16 protein-coding genes and 1 pseudogene are annotated in these 20,351 nt (G+C 61.5%); 6 read left to right on the forward strand and 11 right to left on the reverse strand.

Features of this window, described 5'->3' with window-relative positions; genetic code table 11:
* Positions 1-26 precede the first annotated feature (26 nt).
* A pseudogene (locus PMI31_RS29720) lies at positions 27-134 on the reverse strand (prepilin peptidase); the annotation flags it as partial.
* A gap of 167 nt (positions 135-301) precedes the next feature.
* Between PMI31_RS29720 and PMI31_RS05575 the strand changes: the two are divergent.
* A complete protein-coding gene (locus tag PMI31_RS05575) occupies positions 302-3,064 on the forward strand; it encodes an ATP-binding protein (protein WP_008016767.1) in 2,763 nt (920 codons plus the stop codon).
* A gap of 105 nt (positions 3,065-3,169) precedes the next feature.
* On the opposite strand, the gene PMI31_RS05580 is transcribed toward PMI31_RS05575, so the two are convergent.
* Genes PMI31_RS05580 through PMI31_RS05595 form a run of 4 tightly spaced genes read right to left on the reverse strand, consistent with a single transcriptional unit; the run spans position 3,170 to position 5,452 of the window.
* On the reverse strand, positions 3,170-3,730 hold the full coding sequence (locus tag PMI31_RS05580; protein ID WP_008016768.1) for a DUF4136 domain-containing protein: 561 nt from the start codon (positions 3,728-3,730) through the stop codon (positions 3,170-3,172).
* 55 nt (positions 3,731-3,785) lie between these two features.
* Positions 3,786-4,388: a DUF4136 domain-containing protein gene (locus PMI31_RS05585; protein WP_008016769.1), complete on the reverse strand. Its 603-nt coding sequence runs from the start codon at positions 4,386-4,388 to the stop codon at positions 3,786-3,788.
* Positions 4,389-4,400: 12 nt separating this feature from the next.
* Complete coding sequence (locus tag PMI31_RS05590) at positions 4,401-5,150, reverse strand: methyltransferase domain-containing protein (protein WP_008016770.1); 750 nt, start codon at positions 5,148-5,150, stop codon at positions 4,401-4,403.
* Positions 5,150-5,452: a MazG-like family protein gene (locus tag PMI31_RS05595; RefSeq protein ID WP_007971343.1), complete on the reverse strand. Its 303-nt coding sequence runs from the start codon at positions 5,450-5,452 to the stop codon at positions 5,150-5,152. The genes PMI31_RS05590 and PMI31_RS05595 overlap by 1 nt, the downstream gene beginning before the upstream one ends.
* A 179-nt stretch (positions 5,453-5,631) precedes the next feature.
* On the opposite strand from PMI31_RS05595, the gene PMI31_RS05600 reads away from it, so the two are divergent.
* Entirely contained in the window at positions 5,632-5,925 is a 294-nt protein-coding gene (locus tag PMI31_RS05600) for a hypothetical protein (protein WP_008016771.1), read from the forward strand.
* 66 nt (positions 5,926-5,991) lie between these two features.
* Complete coding sequence (locus PMI31_RS05605) at positions 5,992-7,341, forward strand: MATE family efflux transporter (RefSeq protein WP_008016772.1); 1,350 nt, start codon at positions 5,992-5,994, stop codon at positions 7,339-7,341.
* Positions 7,342-7,384: 43 nt separating this feature from the next.
* On the opposite strand, the gene PMI31_RS05610 is transcribed toward PMI31_RS05605, so the two are convergent.
* From PMI31_RS05610 to PMI31_RS05635, 6 genes are all read right to left on the reverse strand, one after another.
* Positions 7,385-8,179, reverse strand: a complete 795-nt coding sequence (locus tag PMI31_RS05610; RefSeq protein WP_008016773.1) for a DUF4123 domain-containing protein — start codon at positions 8,177-8,179, stop codon at positions 7,385-7,387.
* Positions 8,176-9,495 carry a contractile injection system protein, VgrG/Pvc8 family gene (locus PMI31_RS05615; protein WP_008016774.1) on the reverse strand — a complete coding sequence of 440 codons (1,320 nt, stop codon included), beginning with the start codon at positions 9,493-9,495 and terminating at the stop codon, positions 8,176-8,178. The genes PMI31_RS05610 and PMI31_RS05615 overlap by 4 nt, the downstream gene beginning before the upstream one ends.
* Positions 9,496-9,727: 232 nt before the next feature.
* Positions 9,728-11,641 (reverse strand): arginine decarboxylase, encoded by a 1,914-nt coding sequence (speA, locus tag PMI31_RS05620; protein ID WP_008016776.1) that lies wholly within the window; start codon positions 11,639-11,641, stop codon positions 9,728-9,730.
* Positions 11,642-11,860: 219 nt separating this feature from the next.
* The gene (locus PMI31_RS05625) at positions 11,861-12,232 is read right to left on the reverse strand and encodes a translation initiation factor Sui1 (RefSeq protein WP_008016777.1); all 372 of its coding nucleotides are present in this window, start codon (positions 12,230-12,232) and stop codon (positions 11,861-11,863) included.
* Positions 12,233-12,560: 328 nt separating this feature from the next.
* The gene (locus tag PMI31_RS05630; protein WP_008016778.1) at positions 12,561-13,118 is read right to left on the reverse strand and encodes an NUDIX hydrolase; all 558 of its coding nucleotides are present in this window, start codon (positions 13,116-13,118) and stop codon (positions 12,561-12,563) included.
* A gap of 3 nt (positions 13,119-13,121) precedes the next feature.
* The gene (locus PMI31_RS05635) at positions 13,122-14,189 is read right to left on the reverse strand and encodes a DUF2333 family protein (RefSeq protein WP_008016779.1); all 1,068 of its coding nucleotides are present in this window, start codon (positions 14,187-14,189) and stop codon (positions 13,122-13,124) included.
* A 484-nt stretch (positions 14,190-14,673) separates the two neighbouring features.
* Between PMI31_RS05635 and gcbA the strand changes: the two genes are divergently transcribed.
* From gcbA to PMI31_RS05650, 3 genes are all read left to right on the forward strand, one after another.
* Entirely contained in the window at positions 14,674-16,344 is a 1,671-nt protein-coding gene (gcbA, locus tag PMI31_RS05640; RefSeq protein WP_008016781.1) for a diguanylate cyclase GcbA, read from the forward strand.
* 955 nt (positions 16,345-17,299) lie between these two features.
* Positions 17,300-18,343, forward strand: coding sequence for a methyl-accepting chemotaxis protein (locus PMI31_RS31805; RefSeq protein ID WP_443216985.1), 1,044 nt, complete (start codon positions 17,300-17,302; stop codon positions 18,341-18,343).
* A 190-nt stretch (positions 18,344-18,533) separates the two neighbouring features.
* Positions 18,534-20,279: a protein-disulfide reductase DsbD gene (locus tag PMI31_RS05650; RefSeq protein ID WP_008016784.1), complete on the forward strand. Its 1,746-nt coding sequence runs from the start codon at positions 18,534-18,536 to the stop codon at positions 20,277-20,279.
* The last annotated feature ends 72 nt before the right edge of the window (positions 20,280-20,351 follow it).

Raw genomic sequence — 20,351 nt, forward strand, 5'->3', positions numbered from 1 at the left:
CGTTACCGCAGAAACGGATATGCACACAAAATCAGGGCGCCGGCACCCAGGGTCAGGCCATTGGCGATATGCCGTTGCCGGGCATCCTGTGCGGCGCACAGCGCCAGCCAGATCACCATGACAAAGCTCTGCATTCGGTAAAAAACGTCCGTTTTGCCTGAATGATTCTATGCTGACATTACTCAGTGTTGGTCAGGGTAGACACACTCATGAAAGCCAGCCTCCCCCACAAACAAAAAGGCGCCGCCATCCCGCTCCCGAACCTGCCGGCGACCCTCACGGCCAGTACGAGCCTGCAATTTTGAGTGCCGGCGACAAAAAACTCTTCGGGCGCCTGCTCAACCGCCATCCGCCCCCACCACCGGAGCCGCAAGAGACATTGCGGGTGCACAGTTTCGGCTTGCAGATGCAACTCGATGCCGAGGGGCGTGTCGTTCATCTGAGCGGTCCGCTGCGGCACCTGCTGACTCAGCAAAGTCCCGGAACGCAGGCACCGCATCTGCTCGAATTCCTGTTGCCCCACAGCAGCCTCGTCATCGAAGGTACGCCGGAGGACTGGCAGGGACAAACCCTGGACCTGGACTTCTACAGCCTCCACGGTCCGCCACTGCATTTGCGCGGCTGGGTGCAACCCTTGGCCGATGCCTGGTTGTTGCAGATGCTCGACATCGGCGACTTGCTGCTTGAGCGCCGACAATCGCGCAACCGCGAACAATGCCAGGTGCTGGCGATGCAAATCACCGAGCAGTTGCGCCTGTGCAGCCTGACACGCCTGCCCGAAATGTTCGGCGAACAACTGCAAAGCCTGGCCCAGCGTTTTCAGATTCCGTGCATTGCCCTGGCCTTGCTCGATGAGCAGGGACAGGGTTGGCAGATTCACCAACACTACGCAGCCCTCGATGCACCGCAACTGTGGCAAAACGGCCAACGCCTGGGCACAGGGCTGGACAGTTTGAGCGGCTCGACGCCGCAGCACCTGACCCTGCGCGAACACCCGCGCCTGCAAAAGACCTTCGGCAATACCAATGGCTTCGCCGTGCCCTATCACGATGCGCAAGGGGTGGTTGCCTGGTTGCTGTGCGGTTTCTATACGGCGCACCAACGCGCCCCCGATGTCACTGAGCGCGACTGGCTGCAAATCACCGCTGCGCTCGCCAGCCCCTTGCTCGAACGCCTGCGCGAGCACCGGCATCATCTGCAACTGGAACGCCTGGAATCGCTGCAAGCATTGCTGGGCACAGGCTGGTGGGAAGTTTTCAGCGACAGCGACGAGTTGCAATTGGCACCTTCGCTGGCCACGACCCTGAACCTTGGAGCAACACGTTTATCCGTGCAGGACTTGCTCGACAAGGTGTATCCCAATGACCGCGAAGAGCTGCGCATCCGCCTGCAAGACTTGCAGGCGTCGGGCATGCCGCTGCTGTTGTGCGTGCGCCTGTATCGCCCCGACGGTGCGCCCGAACCGATCTGGTATCGCCTGCAAGGCCAGGCCCTGGGCGTGGGGAAAAAACGTCGGCTGGTGGGCTTCATGCTCGACATCAGCGACATCAAGACCCAGGAACAGAGCGCTGCCGCTGCCCATGCACGCCTGGACAATCTGATCGCCAACTCACCGGCGGTGATTTACGTACAGCGCTATGTCGAAGGTGCGTTGCAACCGGTGTTCTTCAGCGACAGCCTGCTGCCGCTGCTTGGCTGGACCCTCGCCGACTGCGCGCCCGGGACACTGGTGGAGCGGGTGCATCCCGACGACCGCTTGCAGTATTTCGAGCGCACGCGGCAGTTACTGCGTGAAGGCTCGGTGCGCGCCCGCTATCGGATGCGCGACAGTCATGGCGACTATCACTGGCTGCTGGATGAAGCGAAGTTGTTGCGCGACGACCTCGGCTTGCCGGTGGAAGCCGTGGGCCTGTGGCTGGACGTCACCGAAGCGACCCTGGCCACCGAACAGGTCAGACAGCGTGAGGAACGCTATCGGATGCTGGTGGAAGACTCGCCGGCGATGATCTGCCGCTACCAGCCGGACCTGACCCTGACCTTCGGCAATCGTCAGCTGGCCACTTATCTGGAACTGGCGCCCGAGCAACTGCCGGGGGTGAACCTGGGCAGCTGGATGTCCGAGGAACAACGCAATGCGTTCACCCAACGGCTGAACCTGCTGAGCCCCGAGTTTCCGGTCAGTACCGCCGAGATCAACCTGCAGCTGCCCGGCCGCGAACACGCCTGGTGGGGCTGGTCCGATCGCGGGGTATTCGATGAACAGGGCCGGTTGCTCGAAGTTCAGGCCGTGGGACGCGACAACACCGAGATGCGGCGCTCGCAGCAGCAGCTCACGCAAAGCGCGAAAATGGCCACCCTCGGTGAAATGGCCACCGGCCTGGCCCATGAGATCAACCAGCCGTTGAACGTGATGCGCATGGCCATCGTCAATGTGCTCAAGCGTCTCAACAACGGCGACGCACAGGTCGATTACCTGATCGACAAACTCACCCGCATCGACTCCCAGGTGCAGCGCGCCGCGCGGGTGGTGGATCACATGCGGGTGTTCGGCCGCCGCTCGGAAATCGAGCAGCAACCGTTCAACCCGACCCAGGCCATCGAAGGCACGCTGTCGCTGTTGTCCGAGGGCATGCGCAGCGAAGGCGTCGACCTGCGCATCCGCGAGACCGGTTTTGAAGTGCAGGTGCGCGGCTACGTCGATCAGCTTGAACAGGTGCTGATCAACCTGATGGTCAACGCCCGGGACGCGCTGCTCGGCAAGCGCGAAACCCGGCCCGGGTTCAATCCGTGGATTTCGCTGCACGCCGAACGGGATACGCACTGGGTACGCCTGTGGGTCGAGGACAACGGCGGCGGTATCGATCCGCGTTTGCTGGAGCGGATTTTCGAGCCGTTCTTCACCACCAAACCGGCAGGCGTCGGCACCGGCCTGGGGCTCTCGGTGAGCTACGGCATCGTCGAAAACATGGGAGGCAGACTGAGTGTCAGTAACTCCACCGAGGGTGCGCGTTTCTGCATCGAACTGCCGATTGTGCTGCCGGATCAGATCACCAGTGACAACTGAGGTTGGCACCCACCTCGACTTTGCTCATCTCGATCCCCAGGCTCGCCAGCGTCGAGCATAAAAAACCCCTGTGGGTACACAGGGGTCGAGGGGGGCTGGCTGATTCTAGGAGGCGTGAGGTGGATAGTTGGCCAAGATCCGCGTGACCGTTTCCCAGATGGCATCGCGACGATCCGTCGGGTTCGGCGTGCGGCTGAGTAACTGTTCGTCACTGCCGCGCCAAACCAGTTTGCCGTCCTTGCCATCGAGCATGTCGATCTGGATGGTTGCTACCTTGTAGCTGACATTGCGGGTTTCGTTATACATCGGGGCGCCGTAGTAGCCATGCCATGGGTAGCCCCAGCCGCCGTAATTGGTGGTCACCTGTTGTTGCCGCTCTTCGACAATCAGGTAGGTCTGCACATTCAAATCGCCCTTGGCGCCTGCAGCGGCCGGGCGCAAACCGCGCTGATCCAGTTGATCGGCAACCGCCTGACGGATGCGCTGTTCGGTCAGGTCGCTCTTGATTCGTGGATCATCGGGACGGTATTGCAGGGCGGGTTCTTTCCACGTCCAGCTGCGATAGGCAGCAAAATCGCGGCTGGCGTCGAAGTCATGATTGACCTGGTTGGCGGCGCAGGCACTGAGCAGCGCGGCCACTGCCAGTAAAGCAAAACGGCGGAACATGGTGATTCTCCGGTCGAAGGCATGATCCTGTGAAATGCTTCTTATCTACAAGAAGCTAACTAGGAGGATACGCCGACATTGCCCTTTCCACAGCCTCCCGTATCGCGTCGACCCGCTCGCTCTCGCTGCCCCGGTTGCCGGTTTCAGCGCTCGAGCTCCATACCGGCTGGCCGCTCCTGGCGTCAAACATATCCACCTGAACGACCACGACCTGTTCCGAATAGGTGCGCACAATCGGCACGCTACCGTACATGCCGTATCCCGGCCCGTAGCCGCCGTAACCGCCGTAGTAACCGTAATCGTCCCGGACCTGGCGCAAGCGGGTTTCCAGGCGCAGGTCGGCGCTGACAAACAGGTCGGCCGGGCGATTGTCGTGCAACGGGCGCAAGCCGCGTTGATCCAGCGCATTGCTGACCGCTTCGGCGACCTGCGCCGAGTCGGCCCAGGCAGTGCCCGGTGGCAGGTGCCCGTCGAGCCAGGCCCAGCTGCGGTAGCGTCCATAGTCACGCGGTGCTGCCGGGTAAGCGCTGCGGTCAAAGGTGTTGGCCGCCTGGGGCGGTGCCGGTGGCAAAGGGTTGGACGTGGCGACATAGGGGTTGCTGCCCTGACAGGCGGCCAGTCCCAGGCAGAACATCAGCACACCTGAATGACTTTTCATTTCGTGCTCCGATCAGACAGGCCGACAGATCCAGTGCAAGTAACGCCCAAGCCCGGCAAAGCTCGGATGACGACGGTGGGCCAGTTCCATTTCCAGCAGGTCCACCAGCTCGGCGCGGGCCTGGAATTCCACCGGCATGTAATCGTGAAAAACCCGCACTCCACTCTCTGATTCGACCCGCCACAGGCCTTCAAGTTGCGCCGCCAGCTCGCGTGGATCAAGGGGTTGCTGCGGGGTCAGGCTCTGCTTTTCGCCGGCCATGTCGTTCTTGCGCATCTTGCGGAAATGGCCCTTGAGCAAGTTGCGATAAATCAGTGCATCGCGGTTGTAAAACGCCAGGGACAGCCAGCCATCCGCCTTGGTCAGCTGATGCAGCACCGGCAGGATGGCGTGGGGCTCGGCCAGCCATTCCAGCACGGCGTGGCACAGTACCAGGTCGTAGGGTTCGGTGAGCTGCCCGAGCAGCTCCTGCCAGGGTGCCTGTATGAACGTGGCGCTCTGCCCGGCTTCGGCAAAACGCTGGCGGGCCCCTTCGAGCATCGGTTCGGCAGGCTCGGCGAGGGTCACCTGATGGCCACGCTGGGCCAGCCACAACGACATGTGGCCAAGGCCGGCGCCGATGTCCAGAACGCGCAGCGGCCGGTCGGGCAGGATTTCGGCCAGATCGGCCTGCAACACCGCCAGACGGATCGCGCCTTTGGCCCCGCCGTAGATTTTTTCGGCAAAACGGGTCGCCAGTTGATCGAAATGACGGTCGCTCATCAGCTGAACCTCCGTTCGCTGTCCGCCAGCTTGCTACGCACCACGGCCTCCATGTCCAGGCCCAGCTCGCTGCACAACAGCAACAGATAAAGCACGATGTCACCGACCTCCTGCCCGGCGTGGGCGAGTTTGTCCGCCGGCAACTGGCGTGACTGGTCTTCGGTCAGCCACTGGAAAATTTCCACCAGTTCGGACATTTCCACACTCGCGGCCATGGCGAGGTTTTTCGGGCTGTGAAATTGCCGCCAGTCATTGCGGTCACGGATGGCGTGCAGGCGTTCGGTCAGTTCAACAAGGTTCATCGGGCTCTCCTGAAGACGTATAGCTTCGGGGGGATGACCGAGGATGGCAAGTGACAACGTTTTTCGGGTGGGAGCAAGCCCGCTCCCACAGGTACTGTGCAACCCTCTATGCTTGTGGGAACTCGGCAGCATGATCGACAGCCCAAGACTCGATTCTCTTTAATCAGGACTCCCACTCCATGCAGGTAGAAGGTTTTTCCGAATGGCTCGGCCAGGTACTGGGCTCGATCATCCGCTTCATCGTTGATGGCCTCAGTGGGCTGTTCAATCTGTTGGGCAACGCCAGCAGCAATTTTGTCGAAGGTTTGTCCCAGGCGCTGGGCATGGATGCCTCGATCGTCAGCATCGTGACCCTGATCCTCGGGCTGATCCTGCTGTGGTCGGCGATCCGCGCATTTCTCAATGCTTCGTTCATCATGGGGATCATCTGGTTGGTGCTGGGGCTTTGGTTACTCAGCTGGATCATTCACTGACCCCACAATTGATCGCGGCTTGCTCTCGATGTACCGCTACAATGCCCGCTCCTTCAAGGAGCCTGCATGTCCAACCTGACCGCCGACTGGCGCGACCGCCCTACCCATCGCCGGGTCTGGGCGCTCGCCGCGCCGATGATTCTTTCGAACATTTCCGTACCGCTGGTGGCACTGGTCGACAGCACCGTCATCGGTCACCTGCCCCACGCCCATCAACTCGGCGCCGTCGCGGTCGGGGCCAGTCTGTATACCTTCCTTGCCTGGGCCATGGGTTTTCTGCGCATGGGCTCCACCGGGTTCGCCGCCCAAGCCGCCGGGCGCGGGGATGGTGCGGCCTTGCGGCAAATTCTGTTGCAAGGCCTGTTGCTCGCCATCGGCCTGGCCGTGGTGTTGGGTGCCGTGGGCGTACCGTTGAGCGGGGTCGCGTTGCACCTCATGCAACCGTCGGCGGAGCTCGATCAACTGACCCGCGAGTTCTTCCACACCCGCCTGTTTGGCCTGCCGGCGGCGCTCGCCAGTTATGCCTTGGTCGGTTGGTTTCTCGGCACCCAGAATGCCCGCGCGCCGCTGGCGATTTTGCTGAGCACCAACCTGGTCAACATTGCCCTGAACCTGTGGTTCGTCCTCGGCCTGGAATGGGGCGTGGTGGGAGCTGCCCGGGCCTCGGTGATTGCCGAATGGACCGGTGCACTGATCGGTTTGCTGATGACCCGCAAAGCCCTGCGTGCCTACCCCGGGCATATCGTCTGGGCGGCATTGGCGCTGTGGCAGAGCTGGCGGCCATTGCTGGCGGTCAACCGCGACATCTTCATCCGCAGCCTGGCGCTGCAATCGGTGTTTTTCCTGATCACGGTGCAAGGCGCGCGGCTGGGCGACGCCACGGTCGCGGCCAATGCCTTGCTGCTCAATGGTCTGCTGCTCACCGCCCACGCCCTCGATGGCCTGGCCCACGCCGTCGAAGCCCTGTGCGGACATGCACTCGGCGCCCGCGACCGCGATGCCCTGCGCCGTTCATTGGTGGTGGCTGGCGGCTGGTCTTTGCTGGCGAGCCTGGGCTTTGCGGCGCTATTTCTGTTCGCCGGGCATTTGTTCATCGAGATGCAGACGGATATTCAGAGTGTGCGCGACACCGCGTTCATCTACCTGCCCTACCTTGCCGTATTGCCGCTGATTGCCGTCTGGAGTTACCTGCTCGACGGCCTGTTCATCGGCGCCACCCGCGCCAGGGAAATGCGCGACGGCATGCTGCTGACCGTGGCGCTGGTGCTGCCTTTCGGCTGGGCGCTGCAAGGCGGGGGCAATCATGGCCTGTGGATAACCTTTCTATTGTTCATGCTGCTGCGCAGTCTGACCCTCGGCGTGATCGCCTGGCGCCTGCGCCGTCACGATGGCTGGTTTGCCGGCAGCACTCACTGAACGGGCGCCAGTCCACGCAACGGACGGGACAACGTGGCCAGCATCAGGGAGGGTCGTTCTGCCACCGGTGACGCAGGCTATCGAGGCGTTCCTGTTGAGTCCTGCCCGGCAATGGCTGCACGGGCACGGCGTCGGGATACTGCAAGCGTAGCCATATCCAGCCATCAAGCACCGGGCGCTCGCTGAAACCCAGCGCCACCCCCTCCTGCACATGGGCCGACAGGCGGGAGAAATCGACACCGGTGGATTGGCTCCAGCGCCAGGCATGCTGCTCGAGCAGGCAGGTTTGCAGTGTTCTCTGTTGCCCGGCGCTGAGGCTCTCCTCGACTGCCAACGGGCTGACTGCCAGCCCCGGGTTGGACAAGCGTTGCCAGCCCTCACACCCCATCGCGCGATCCGCCCAAGTGCCGCCGAACCAGCGCAATTGGTTGATGGGGCCTAGCCAGCGACTCAGTTCATCCGCATCACAGGCATCAAAAAAATAGCTGGCCGTGATCGGGTTGTAGTAGCTCAAAAGGGCCCGGTACTGGCCAAGCGTGACCGTGAGCATGCGCCGCAAATGCGCCAGCAACGACGAAGCGCTGGCCTCGCTGACCATCAGCAACCCGGGCCAACGCTGCCCGTCGACGATGCATAAATCGGCCAGTACCGGGCAGGTGCGCAGATCAACCAGGACCGGTCCCTGTTCATGCAGCGCATGCCACTGCGTACCTTCGAACAGCCTGGACCACCAGGCTTGCGCAAACATCTGCCGCAGTGTGACGCCCGCCTGGGGCGTGCCCGGTACATCCAGCAACAGCCACTGCGGTGGTGCCTCGGGCGTGCGTGTCACGATCATGCTCCAGAGCTCTGACCAGGCTGTGTCGCCAGACGACAGGTACACAACGCCTGTGCACAGTGATTGAAGCTGCCACCGCCGGGCAGCAGGCACAACACCAGCAATGGCTCTCCCGACCGCAACCATTGCTCCAGGCCCTCGTCATGGGTGCAGGTGGCCTGGGGGGCATCGGTGTCCGTCACCTCGGTCGTTGCCGACACATGCAGCAACCCGGTTATCTGCGGTTGATCGGGATCGCCCTCGACAAAACTCACCACCAGCTCAGTCCCTTCCTGCAATGGCGAGAACGTTTCGGCCTGCAACGACCTGGCCAGGGGTAACCAGCAATGACTGGGCGCTGCCCCTTCGCCCTGATAAAGCCAGTCGAATTGCACCGGTACCACTCTTGCCGGGTCGGGGCTTGGTTCATCGACCTCGACGACCCACGCCCGTTGCAGACTATGCATCTGTGGTTTGACTGCCGCACAGGGCGGCTCGAAGGGTGCAGGCCAGTGCAGGGCACGGACCTGATTGTGGTAGGGCGTCGCCGCATCCTGGCTGCCCCAATGTTCAACGTGGGTCACCAGCCAGAGTCGATTGCAATCGGCAACCGGATGACCGGACAGAGGTATCAGCCAACCGCTGCGCAAGGTCGCCAGGTCTGTCCGGCATTCGGCACATTGGGCTGCAGTTCCATCGCAGCGCTGACGTTCGAACTGCCGCACCGCCGGCCAATCGCCCTCGCTCCGGAACACCGCCGGTTCGCCGGTTGGAAAACGCCGCTGATCATCCCCAAACACCACAGAGTGTCCGCAGGACCGGTGTTCGAAGTAGTAGTGAAGCCGTTCCTGGGCGCACAGTCGCTGGACAAACTGCAGGTCTGATTCTCGATATTGCGTGCAAAAATCCCTGGGCAGGTATTCGCCGCTCAGCTCCAGGCGTCGATCTTTGCCAGTAATGCCATGCTCCTTGAGCACCTGGTCGAGGATTTGCGGCACCGAACGGCCGCTGAAGATTCGTTGGCTGAAGCGCTGGGCCAGGCAAGCCAGTTTTGGCCCCAGGCGCACCTGGCAGAGTCGGGGGCCCGAGGCATGATCGCGCTGGACGAGTTCATGCAATTGTCCATGCACGTGACTTCCAGCTGGCCCGAAATGCAAGGAGGCCGGGCGGTACAGCAAACTGGCAAGGTCAAGCACCGGGTCATCGATCAGCAGCTCCAGGTCGAACACGAACGGCTCGCTGATGGCTTCTCTGCCGGTAAAGGCCAGGACCTCAAAGGAGTCGGGCAGACCTGCTACATCCAGACGAAATGACGGTTCGCTGGCTGGCTTGAACATCGGCGTTTCTCTACAGGAGGGGCGGCCGGGGATTCTCGCCGAGAGACATGGCCGAGTAGAGTGCCGAAGTACAACTTAGGAAATGACCTACGCGAAAAGAAGACCAAATGTGTTGGGTTGTCGAAGATGCTGGAAATTTCGCCTGGAACAAGAGAATTGCCGCACCAGGTCATCTGAAATTTCCGCAGCAAACGGAAAAATTTCAGACAACCTGATCAGCGTGGCGCTTACCTCAGGAAGACAGGTAAGACGAACGGGTCAGCCCCAGACGCAAGGCATCGAGGAACTGCGTGCGCTCGGTTGCGCTGATGCGGGCACTGGCGCACTTGTCGCGGTAGTGGGTCATCAGCTCCTCCGGCGACAGGTGCACGTAACGCAGCATGTCTTCGATGGTGTCGTGGGTTTCGATACCGGCGTGGTACACGCTGCCGTCGGCGTTCTGGTAGATGTTCACCGAGTCGGTGTCACCGAACAGGTTGTGCATGTCGCCAAGGATTTCCTGATAGGCGCCGACCAGGAACACACCCAGCAAATAGTCTTCACCTTCGTTCAGCGCGTGCACCGGCAGGCTGGTTTCGATGCTCTGCTCGTCGACATACTGGTTGATCTTGCCGTCGGAGTCGCAAGTCAGGTCCTGCAACACCGCACGGCGCAGCGGCTCTTCGTCGAGGCGATGCAACGGGATGATCGGCAGGACCTGGTCGATGGCCCAGGTGTCCGGCAGGCTCTGGAACACCGAGAAGTTGCAGATGTATTTGTCCGCCAGCTTGTCGTTGAGTTCGTCCAGCACCTGACGGTGAGAACGCTGGCGCGCCTTCAGCGAGTTGTGCAGGCGACGACACACCGCGAAGTAGCATTGCTCGGCCAGGGCTTTCTCGGCCAGGGTCAGCTTGCCGTCGGCATACTGGGCAGCGACATCGCTCATGTAGTGCGTTGCGCGCCAGTAGGTTTCGGTGACCATCTCGATGTCGGTCGGACCCAGCAGGTCCACCAGCCACTGTACGGTTTCCGGCAGTGCTTCCTTGTTCTCGATCTGCGGAACGTCGTCGTTGTGTTTCTCGACGTCGGTCACTTGCACCACCAGCATGGCGTGGTGGGCGGTCAGGGAGCGGCCGCTTTCGGAGAAGATGTTCGGGTGCGGCAGACTCTGCGCATCGCAGAATTCCTTGAGCATCCCGACCACGACACCGGCGTAATCGTCCATGTCGTAGTTGATCGAACTGGCGTTACGCGAATGCGTACCGTCGTAATCCACACCCAGGCCACCGCCAACGTCGATGTGGTCCACCGGCAGGCCGAGGTTGCGCAACTCGCCGTAGTAACGGATCGCTTCCTTGAAGCCGTGCTGGTAGTCAGCGAGGTTGGCGATCTGCGAGCCCATGTGGAAGTGCAGCAGGCGGATGCCCTGGTCCAGGCTGGCCGCACGGAAACGCTCGACCACCGACAGCAGTTGCGCCGCCGACAGACCGAACTTGGATTTCTCGCCGCCGGTGTCCGCCCACTTGCTCGACGCCAGGGACGACAGGCGTACGCGCAGGCCGACCTGAGGCTTGACCTTGAGCGAGGCCGCTTCTTCGATTACCAGACCGACTTCGGATTCTTTCTCGATCACGATGAACACGTTGTGGCCGAGCTTCTGGCCCATCAGCGCCAGGCGGATGAATTCGCGGTCCTTGTACCCGTTGCAGACGATGGTGCCACCCTTCGGCGCCAGTGCCAGCACTGCCAGCAGTTCGGGCTTGGACCCTGCTTCCAGACCGATGGAAACGTTCTGGGTGGCGATGATGTTCTCGATCACCGCTTCCTGCTGGTTCACCTTGATCGGGTACAGCGCGGTGTACTTGCTCTGATATTCCAGACGCTCGATGTTGGCGTCGAACGCGCCGGTCAGTTGACGCACGCGGTCCTGCAGAATGTCCGGGAAGCGGACCAGCAACGGCAAGGACAGGCCGCTTTTGCGCAGCTGGTCGACTTGCTCGAACAGGTCGATAGGCGAACTGCTCGGACCGTTCGGACGAACTTCGACGCGACCGGCGTCATTGATCGCGAAATACCCGGCCCCCCAATGGCGAATCCCGTAAACACTGCGGCTGTCCGCAACTGTCCATTGGCTGCCATCGTCTTTGCGTGTGCGTCGTACGGACATCGAAGTCCCCTATAAAGAAGTCATAGTGCGTCGCCTGGATTCAGGCCGGCGCAGTCTAAAGAATGAAAATGACGGTTCGTCAACGAGGCAATAGACCCCGCCGACCGCAGTGAGTTTAGAAACCGGTCATGAACAGGCTCTGTGAAAACCATGTAGCTGACGCCAGGCCTGAATGCCATCAGGACCGGATCAAACCGAGGGTGGTTTTCACAGAGGCTGCTAGCCGCCGGATTTCTTCGCTTTGAAACCGAGCTTGATCAGTTCTGCCAAGAGTAGCTCGACATGATCGCCCTGGATTTCGATGACACCGTCTTTCAACGCCCCACCGGTACCGCAACGTTTCTTCAACGTCGTGCCCAGTTCCTTGAGCGCATCTTCAGCCAATGGCACGCCGGTGATGGTGGTCACCGTCTTGCCGCCACGGCCCTTGCTTTCGCGACGCACGCGCGCAATGCCGTCGCCGGCCGGGATAACGGTCTGTTTGCAGATGCAGGCGTCCACCGGTTTACTGCATTCCGGGCAATGACGACCTGCGTCGGTGGAAAATACCAGGCCGCCCAGGGCGGCGAAGGATGCGGCTTTTTTGGCCACCGGCAATCCTCTTTGGAGGACAAAGACTGGTCGCAGCATCTGGGAAGTGCCATCGACCGCGAAGCCCCACTCAGGCAGGGGCAGCGCTACTGAAACGGTACGACATTGCTGAAACGCTACGACTTACGAACGATGACGTCTTCTGTAGGAGCTGGCTTGCCAGCGATGGACGTCAACGATAACGCGCGGCATCAGGCAGCACACGTCGTCCATGCGTTTTTCGCGAGCAGGCTCGCTCCTACAACAACCAGCAATACCGGTTCAGTTTAAAAAGGTCGCGCAGTGTAACGACAAAAACACCGATTGCTAAGAGCCAATCGGCGCCAATTTATAGCCTTTTTGCGACGTCTTGCCCGCGAGACCTCAGATAGCGCTTCAATGCTGCCAAAGAGTCCGGGCAGTAAGGCTTTTCCTCGATTTCCCGCAGCACGTCTTCAATCGGCAAAAAGCGTGCTTCGAGCACCTCTTCCGGTTGCAGGATCAACGGGCCGTCCCACACCGCCGAGAACGCCGAACACCACAGGCGATTGCCAGTGTCTTCGAAGAAAAAATGGTCATGGGCGGTCAGCTCCACGCCACTCACTCCCAGTTCTTCCTCCAGTTCCCGGGCCGCCGACTCGGCGTAGGTTTCACTGGCGAGCACCATGCCACCCGCCGCCACGTCCCAGTAACCGGGATAGATCGCCTTGCTCAGCGTGCGGCGATGCACGCACAGCTCGCCAGCGGAATTGAACAGCATAATGTAGGTGCCGCGCCCGATCAGCCCGCGCTCGCGCAGGTCGGCACGGACCAGGGCGCCGAGCAGGTTGTCCTGCTCGTCGACCCAGGCGATCTGTTCGGCATCGGACGCCGCGCGGTGCGCGGCTTCCCTGGCGTTATCGACCATGACTCAGCCCTGATTGAGCAATTGACGCAAATCGATCACCGCGGCGTTGGCCCGGGAAATGTAGTTGGCCATGACCAGCGAGTGGTTGGCCAGTACGCCAAAGCCACTGCCATTAAGGATCATCGGGCTCCACACAGGCTCCTGCGACGCCTCCAGCTCACGAATGATCTGGCGCACGCTGACCGTGGCGTTCTTCTTGGCCAGCACATCGGCGAAGTCGACTTCGATGGCACGCAACAGGTGCGACAGAGCCCAGGCCTGGCCGCGGGCTTCGTAGAACACGTTGTCGATCTGCAGCCACGGGGTTTCGACGATCTCTTCGTCGACCTGAGGCGCCACACCGGGTGCAACGACTTCTGTTTTCAACGCTGTGTTGAGCTTGACCCGGCCAACGCTGGCCGATAGTCGTTGCGACAGCGACCCCAGACGCGTCCCGACGTCACCCAGCCAGTTGTTCAGGTTGTCGGCACGGGCATAGAACAGTGCGGTCTTCTGATTCGGATCGGACAGGCGCGCCTGATAACGGCTCAGGGAATTGATGCCTTCCTGGTACTCGGACTCACTGGACGGCAGCACCCAGCTCTTGTTGTCGAAGTTGAAGCGCGGCTCGGCCTTGGCCAGGTCGGCGTCCTCAGCGGACTGCGACTGCGAGCGGGCGAAGTCTTTACGCAATGCACGGCTCAGGTCGCGGACCTGCACCAGCACGCCGTATTCCCAACTCGGCATGTTGTCCATCCACAGGCCTGGCGGGAATCGGTCGTTGGAAATATAGCCGCCCGGCTTGGTCAGCAAAGTGCCGGCGACGGTCTTGAGGGTTTCCACCGTGGTGTAGCCGACCACCATCTGCTTGCCTTCTTTCTCGGCCGCCAGTTGAGCGGTTTGCTGGACCGGGAACAACGCCGGTTCCTGGCTCCAGTACCAGCCCAGAACACTCGCCACCAACAGGTAGATGCCCAGCAAAGTGGCCAGCGCCCGGCTGAACAACAGCCCCCCCAGATAACTACGGGCCTCCGACTTCGGTTCAGCGGCACGTTCAGGCGCACTGCCCGTGCGGTTCTTCCAGTCCAGCATGGCGATATCCTTTCAATCTCTTGGGTTCGACGGTTCGACCACAACCATACAACAACGTGCCTTGGCCCGGCACCCGCCATTGCATTGAAGGAGAAAATTACCGAGCTCGGGATGAAAAGTGTTCCTGTCCACCCGAGGACGCTGCCGCCCTCGAAGTTCACCTAATGGTTCGGATTGCCCCCATAAGGGAATCCCCTACCCCCTGAACCCCAAAAAACCGAACCGACCAGCACTCGAAAAAAATCATCAATGGCCGAATGCCTGTCACTCGCCAATGGCCACCCCACACCCGTCAAGTGCCCTGATTAATGCACTTCGCCCTCCGTACACCGCGACTTCAAAGGCCAGAACCAGACCGACCGGTCATAAACTGAATGGGGTCACATTGCAGATTATTGACGTACAGCACTCATGTAATGGAAAAGTGGTGCTAGCATAGAGCCATCAGTCGACCTCAGTGTGCGCCCTAACTAGTAGTCAGGATATGACCGAGCCAGAAGACCCCAGCCGCGAGCGCCTCAAGCACCACTTTGCCCAGCGGGTAATTCATCAGGCTCGTCAGATTCTTGAGATATGGCAGCGCCTGCAACGCAGTGAGTGGTCCACCGCCGACCTATCGGAACTGAGCGAGGCCAACCTGCGTCTGCTGCGTTTCGCCGAGCGTTTCGAGCAACCGGAACACACGCAACTGGCACACCATATCGGTCGGTCCCTGGAGGCGGTCGATGCCAACCGCGGACGCCTGAGCAGCGGCCTGATCACCGACCTCAATCGCTTGATGCAGCGCCTGTCACGCACCGGCCTGCGCCATGGCGACCAACTCGATCAAACCTTCCTGCCACCACTGCGCAAGCCCATCTATGTGATGTTGCAGGACCACGACCGCGCCGAGCGCCTGGCCAAGCAACTGGAGTTTTTCGGGCTCAGCGCCCAGTCCCTGGACAGCGTAGACGCGTTTCGCTCATCGATGGTTGAGCGCTCGCCGGCGGCGATTGTCATGGACGTGGATTTCAGTGGCCCCGGCGTCGGCCTGAAGCTGGCCGCCGAAGCCCAGGAAGGCCTGGAACAGCGTTTGCCGCTGCTATTTTTCAGCCTGCACGAAACCGACACCCCGACCCGCCTGGCCGCCGTGCGTGCCGGTGGGCAGGAGTTCCTCACCGGCACCCTCGAAGCGTCGAGCCTGCTGGAGAAAATCGAAGTCCTGACCTGTGTAGCCCAGTACGAACCTTATAAAGTGCTGATCATCGACGACTCCCGCGCCCAGGCCCTGCACACCGAGCGCCTGCTCAACAGCGCAGGGATCGTTACCCGGACGTTGATCGAGCCGATCCAGGCCATGGCCGAACTGGCGGATTTCCAGCCGGACCTGATCATCCTCGACATGTACATGCCGGCCTGCACCGGTACGGAACTGGCCAAGGTGATCCGCCATAACGACCGTTACGTCAGCGTACCGATCATTTACCTGTCGGCGGAAGACGACCTGGACAAACAGCTCGACGCCATGAGCGAGGGCGGCGACGACTTCCTGACCAAACCGATCAAGCCCCGGCACCTGATCACCACCGTGCGCAACCGCGCGGCGCGGGCCCGCAACCTCAAGGCACGGATGGTCCGTGACAGCCTCACCGGCCTGTACAACCACACGCACATCCTGCAACTGCTCGAAGACTGCTCGTTTCGCGCCCGTCGCGAGAACAAGCCGCTGAGCTTTGCCATGCTCGACATCGACCACTTCAAACGGGTCAACGACAGCCACGGCCACCCCATGGGCGATCGGGTGATCAAGAGCCTGGCGCTGTTTCTCAAACAACGCCTGCGCAAAACCGACTTCATCGGCCGCTACGGTGGCGAAGAGTTCGCCATCGTCATGCCGGACACCGATATCGAAGCGGCTTACAACGTGCTCGATGAAATCCGTCAGCGTTTTGCCGAGATTCACTACCCCGCTCAACCCCAGGATCTGTGGTGCACCTTCAGTGCAGGGGTGGTGGAGTTATGCGAAAGCTCCGACGGCCTGATGATGGCCAGTCAGGCCGATGAGGCGCTGTATCGCGCCAAAAACGGTGGACGCAATCGCGTACAGGCCGCCCGCACATCAAAGCAAAGTGCCACTTTTTTATCGGAATCGACCGATACGGTCATAACCCTGTAACAGAAACGCAATAACTTCAGACACTTACCATTTCTGCCGTTGGTAGTCCGTAATGCGCCTGAAGCTGCTGACCAATCTCAATACCCTCCTTCTGGTGGCCGTGTGCGTGGCCCTCGGCGCTACGCTGTGGTGGTCGCAGAAAGCCCTTGAGCGTCCGTATCTATTAATGGAGCGCTACCTGGGCCTGTCGCAGCAATTTCAGAATGAAGTCGCCCGCAGCGTCGACGATTACCTTGGCAGCGGCGATGCGCTACGCCTGAGCAGTGCCGCCCAGGGCATCGACAGCCTGCAAAAACAACTCGGCGAATTGCCACCGGCCCTGGCCGAAACCTTGCGCCCCAGCCTGTCGACCCTTGAAGAATTCAGCAAAACCGACCTGTTGGCCGCCGGCAAACTGGCCGGCGATCCGCAGGCGCTGCTGCTGCAGGCCGAGCGGGAACTGGGCGCCAGTCTCGACCAGCTCAGCCAGTACGCCAGCGGCAACGCGGCCTACCTGACGCCGCTGCTCACCGCATCGCAGCACCTGGGCAAACTGTCCCTGGCGCGGGACAAACTGGTCAGCAGCGGCCGCAGTGAGCTGGCCGCCGATGTCGATCGCGAAGTGGCCAACATCCGCACCCAGGCGGAGAAGCTCGACGCCCTGCCGCTGCTGGGCGTGACCACCAGCAGCGAGTCGAACACCGATGATTTCGCCTCGATGATGGGCCTTGAAAACAAGGAAAAAACCGTCGCCGAAGATGCCGGCGTTGGCCTCAAGCGCGAGCTCAACAGCCTGCTCACCCGCTACCCGGCCGAGCTCTCGCGCACTCGCGAGCAAATCAGCAAACGCGCCGACCTCAGCACCGCGACTCACTTGAAAATCGCCGACGTGCAACAGGCCATTGACGGGCTGGAACCGGCGGTACGCGCCCAGCACGGGCAGATCCAGGGCGAAGTGCGGTTGATGCAAGGCGTGATGATCGGTTTGATTCTGTTGATCGCGCTGCTGATCGACACCCTGCAGCGCAAACTGGCCCGAACCCTGACCAACCTCGCCCCGGCCCTGTCGACCTGGGCCGAAGGCGACTTCAGCCGCGACATTCAACTGGGCAACACCAACCGCGAATTGCATGACATTGAAGCGTCGCTCAACCGCTTGCGTGCGTATCTGGTGGACCTGGTGGGGACCATTCGCCGCAACGCCGAACAGGTGGCTGGCAGCAGCCGCACCCTGGCCGAGCTGAGCAATGACTTGCACAGCGGTGCCGAGCACCAGGCCGGCGACACAGCGCTGATCCGCGACTCCCTCAGCGAACTGGAAGCGACCATTCAACAAGTCGCCGGTGATGCCAGTCAGGCTGCCGACGCCAGCCGCCACGCTGGCCTGGCTGTGGAGCATGGACAGAAAGTCATCGGCCTGAGCCTGACCGGTCTCCATGCACTGGTGGACGAAGTGCAGGGCAACGCGCAAATGATCGAACACCTGGCCGAAGAGTCGGCCACCATCGGTGGCGTGTTGACGGTGATCCGCTCGATTGCCGACCAGACCAACCTGCTGGCCTTGAACGCGGCCATTGAGGCGGCCCGGGCCGGGGAAATGGGCCGAGGCTTTGCCGTAGTGGCGGAAGAGGTGCGTTCACTGGCGCAACGTACCGCCGGGGCCACGGCAGAAATCCAGACGCTGATCGCAGGGCTGCAAACCGCCGCGCGGCAATCGGTGGAAGGCATGCGCGCCCAGGTCGAACACGCCGAAGCCACGGCCAGCCAGGCCCAGGCCGCCGATGGTGCGCTGGATAAGATCGTCGGGGCAATCCAGACCATTTCCGACACGGCAGTGCGCATCGCCGATGTCACCGCCCAGCAAAGCGGTGCGGTCAGCGAGATCCGCGACCACAGCGAGCGGATTCACCAGTTGGGAGGGGATAACCTGCTGCGCATTGGCCAAGGGCGTGAGCAGGGGGAAAACCTTTTGGTGCTCGGTGGACGATTGCACACGGCCGTTCAAGCCTTCCGCGTCTGACCCACCGCTATCGCGGGCAAGCCCGCTCCCACAGGGTTGGGGGAGTTCCCAGATCTTGTGGGCACCATCAATACTTGTGGGAGCTGGCTTGCCAGCGATGGCGTCGGAACATTCACCATCGAAATGCCCGCACTGCACACCCCATCAACGTCCGCTATCATCCCCCCCAATTCCGATACGCGAGATCGTCATGCGCCGTTTGCTCTGCCTGCTGTTTTTAGTGTTCGCCCTGCCGGCCAGTGCCACTGGCTTGCTGGAGAATCGCCCCAGCTCTACCCTGGGCTCGATCAACAACAGCGCCGACTTCCTGCCGGTGCGTGAAGCCTTCCAGCTGAGCCTGGTTGAAAGCACGCCGCAATCGATCAAGCTGCGCTTCGTCGCCACAGAAGGTTATTACCTCTACCGCCACCGTTTCCAGTTTCGCGCCGATCCGGCCGATGTCGTTCTCGGCACCGCGAAACTGCCAGATGGCCAGAAAAAGCACGATGAATACTTCGGCGATGTCGAGGTCTACCACGGCATTCTAGACGTCGAGGTGCCGCGCACCGACCAGCGCGCCTTCACCCTGGCCGTGACCTATCAGGGGTGCGCCGACAAAGGCCTGTGCTATCCGCCGGAAACCGAGCGCTTGAGCATCGACGGCAGCGGCGCTCCGGCGACGGCCTATCAATGGAACTGGCGCGAACTGGCGTTGTTCTTCCTTGCAGGCCTTGGCCTGACGTTCACGCCCTGCGTACTGCCCATGCTGCCGATCCTGTCCGGCGTGGTGTTGCGCGGCCAGGTCGGCGGCTGGCGCGGTTTCAATCTGTCACTGGCCTACGTGCTGCCGATGGCCGCCTGCTTTGCCCTGCTCGGTGCGCTGATGGGCCTGTTCGGTGCCCAGCTCAATCTGCAGGCGCGGCTGCAATCGGCCTGGGTGCTGGTGCCTTTCGCGATGTTTTTTGCGCTGTTTGCGCTGGCGATGTTCGGCGTCTTCGAACTGAAACTGCCGCACGCCATCAGCAGTCGCCTGGACCGCATCGCCGGTCGCACCAAAGGCGGGTCACTGTGGGGGGCTGCAGTGTTGGGCGTGGTTTCCAGTCTGCTGGTTTCACCCTGTGTTTCGGCGCCGTTGGCCGGCGCGCTGCTGTACATCAGCGCCAGTGGCGACGCACTGGGTGGCGGCTTGAAACTGTTCATGCTCGGCCTCGGCATGGGCGCACCGCTGTTGTTGGTGGCCACCGGTGGCGCAGCCTGGTTGCCGAAAAGCGGCCCGTGGCTGGTCTACGTGAAAAACGCAATTGGCGTGTTGTTGCTCGGGCTGGCCGTCGGCCTGCTCAGCCGCGTCCTGCCAGGTCAGGTCACCTTGCTGCTGATCGGTTTGCTGGCGGGCGGCGTCGGCCTGTTCATGGGTGCATTGGAGTTCGTCTATAAACCGCCGCGCAAACGCCTCGGCCAATTGCTCGGCATGTTCCTGCTGTTTTACGCATTGGCCTGCTGGTATGGCGCCTTCAGCGGCCAGACCGACCCGCTCAACCCGATTGGCCAGCCCCGTTTCGTTGCCAACAGCGGACCTGCGCAAAACACCAGCAGCTGGCAAACCATCAGCACACCGGCCGATCTGGATCGCGCACTCGCCGACGCACGGTCATCCGGCACACCACTGCTGCTCGACTGGTACGCCGACTGGTGCATCAGCTGCAAAGTCATCGAACATGAGGTGCTGAACGACCCGGTCGTCGTCGAGCGTCTCAAGGGTTACCGGCTGATCCGCTTCGACATCACCGCCAGCAACGCCGAACAACGCGCCCTGCTCGACCGTTACCGGTTGTTCGGCCCTCCGGCCCTGATGTTTTTCGGCAAGGACGGCGTCGAACGCGCCGATGTACGGGTGATCGGCGAGATCAACGCCAAAGACTTCGCCGAACGTGTTACCAGGGCTAATGACCAATTTTAATCAAGCAGTCATATATTTCGCGCAAACATCGGTCATCGTGCTGGCTATTGCAGAGAACTGGACAGTCACAAA

It is taken from the genome of Pseudomonas sp. GM55 (assembly GCF_000282395.1).
Taxonomy (GTDB): Bacteria; Pseudomonadota; Gammaproteobacteria; order Pseudomonadales; family Pseudomonadaceae; genus Aquipseudomonas; species Aquipseudomonas fluorescens_CC.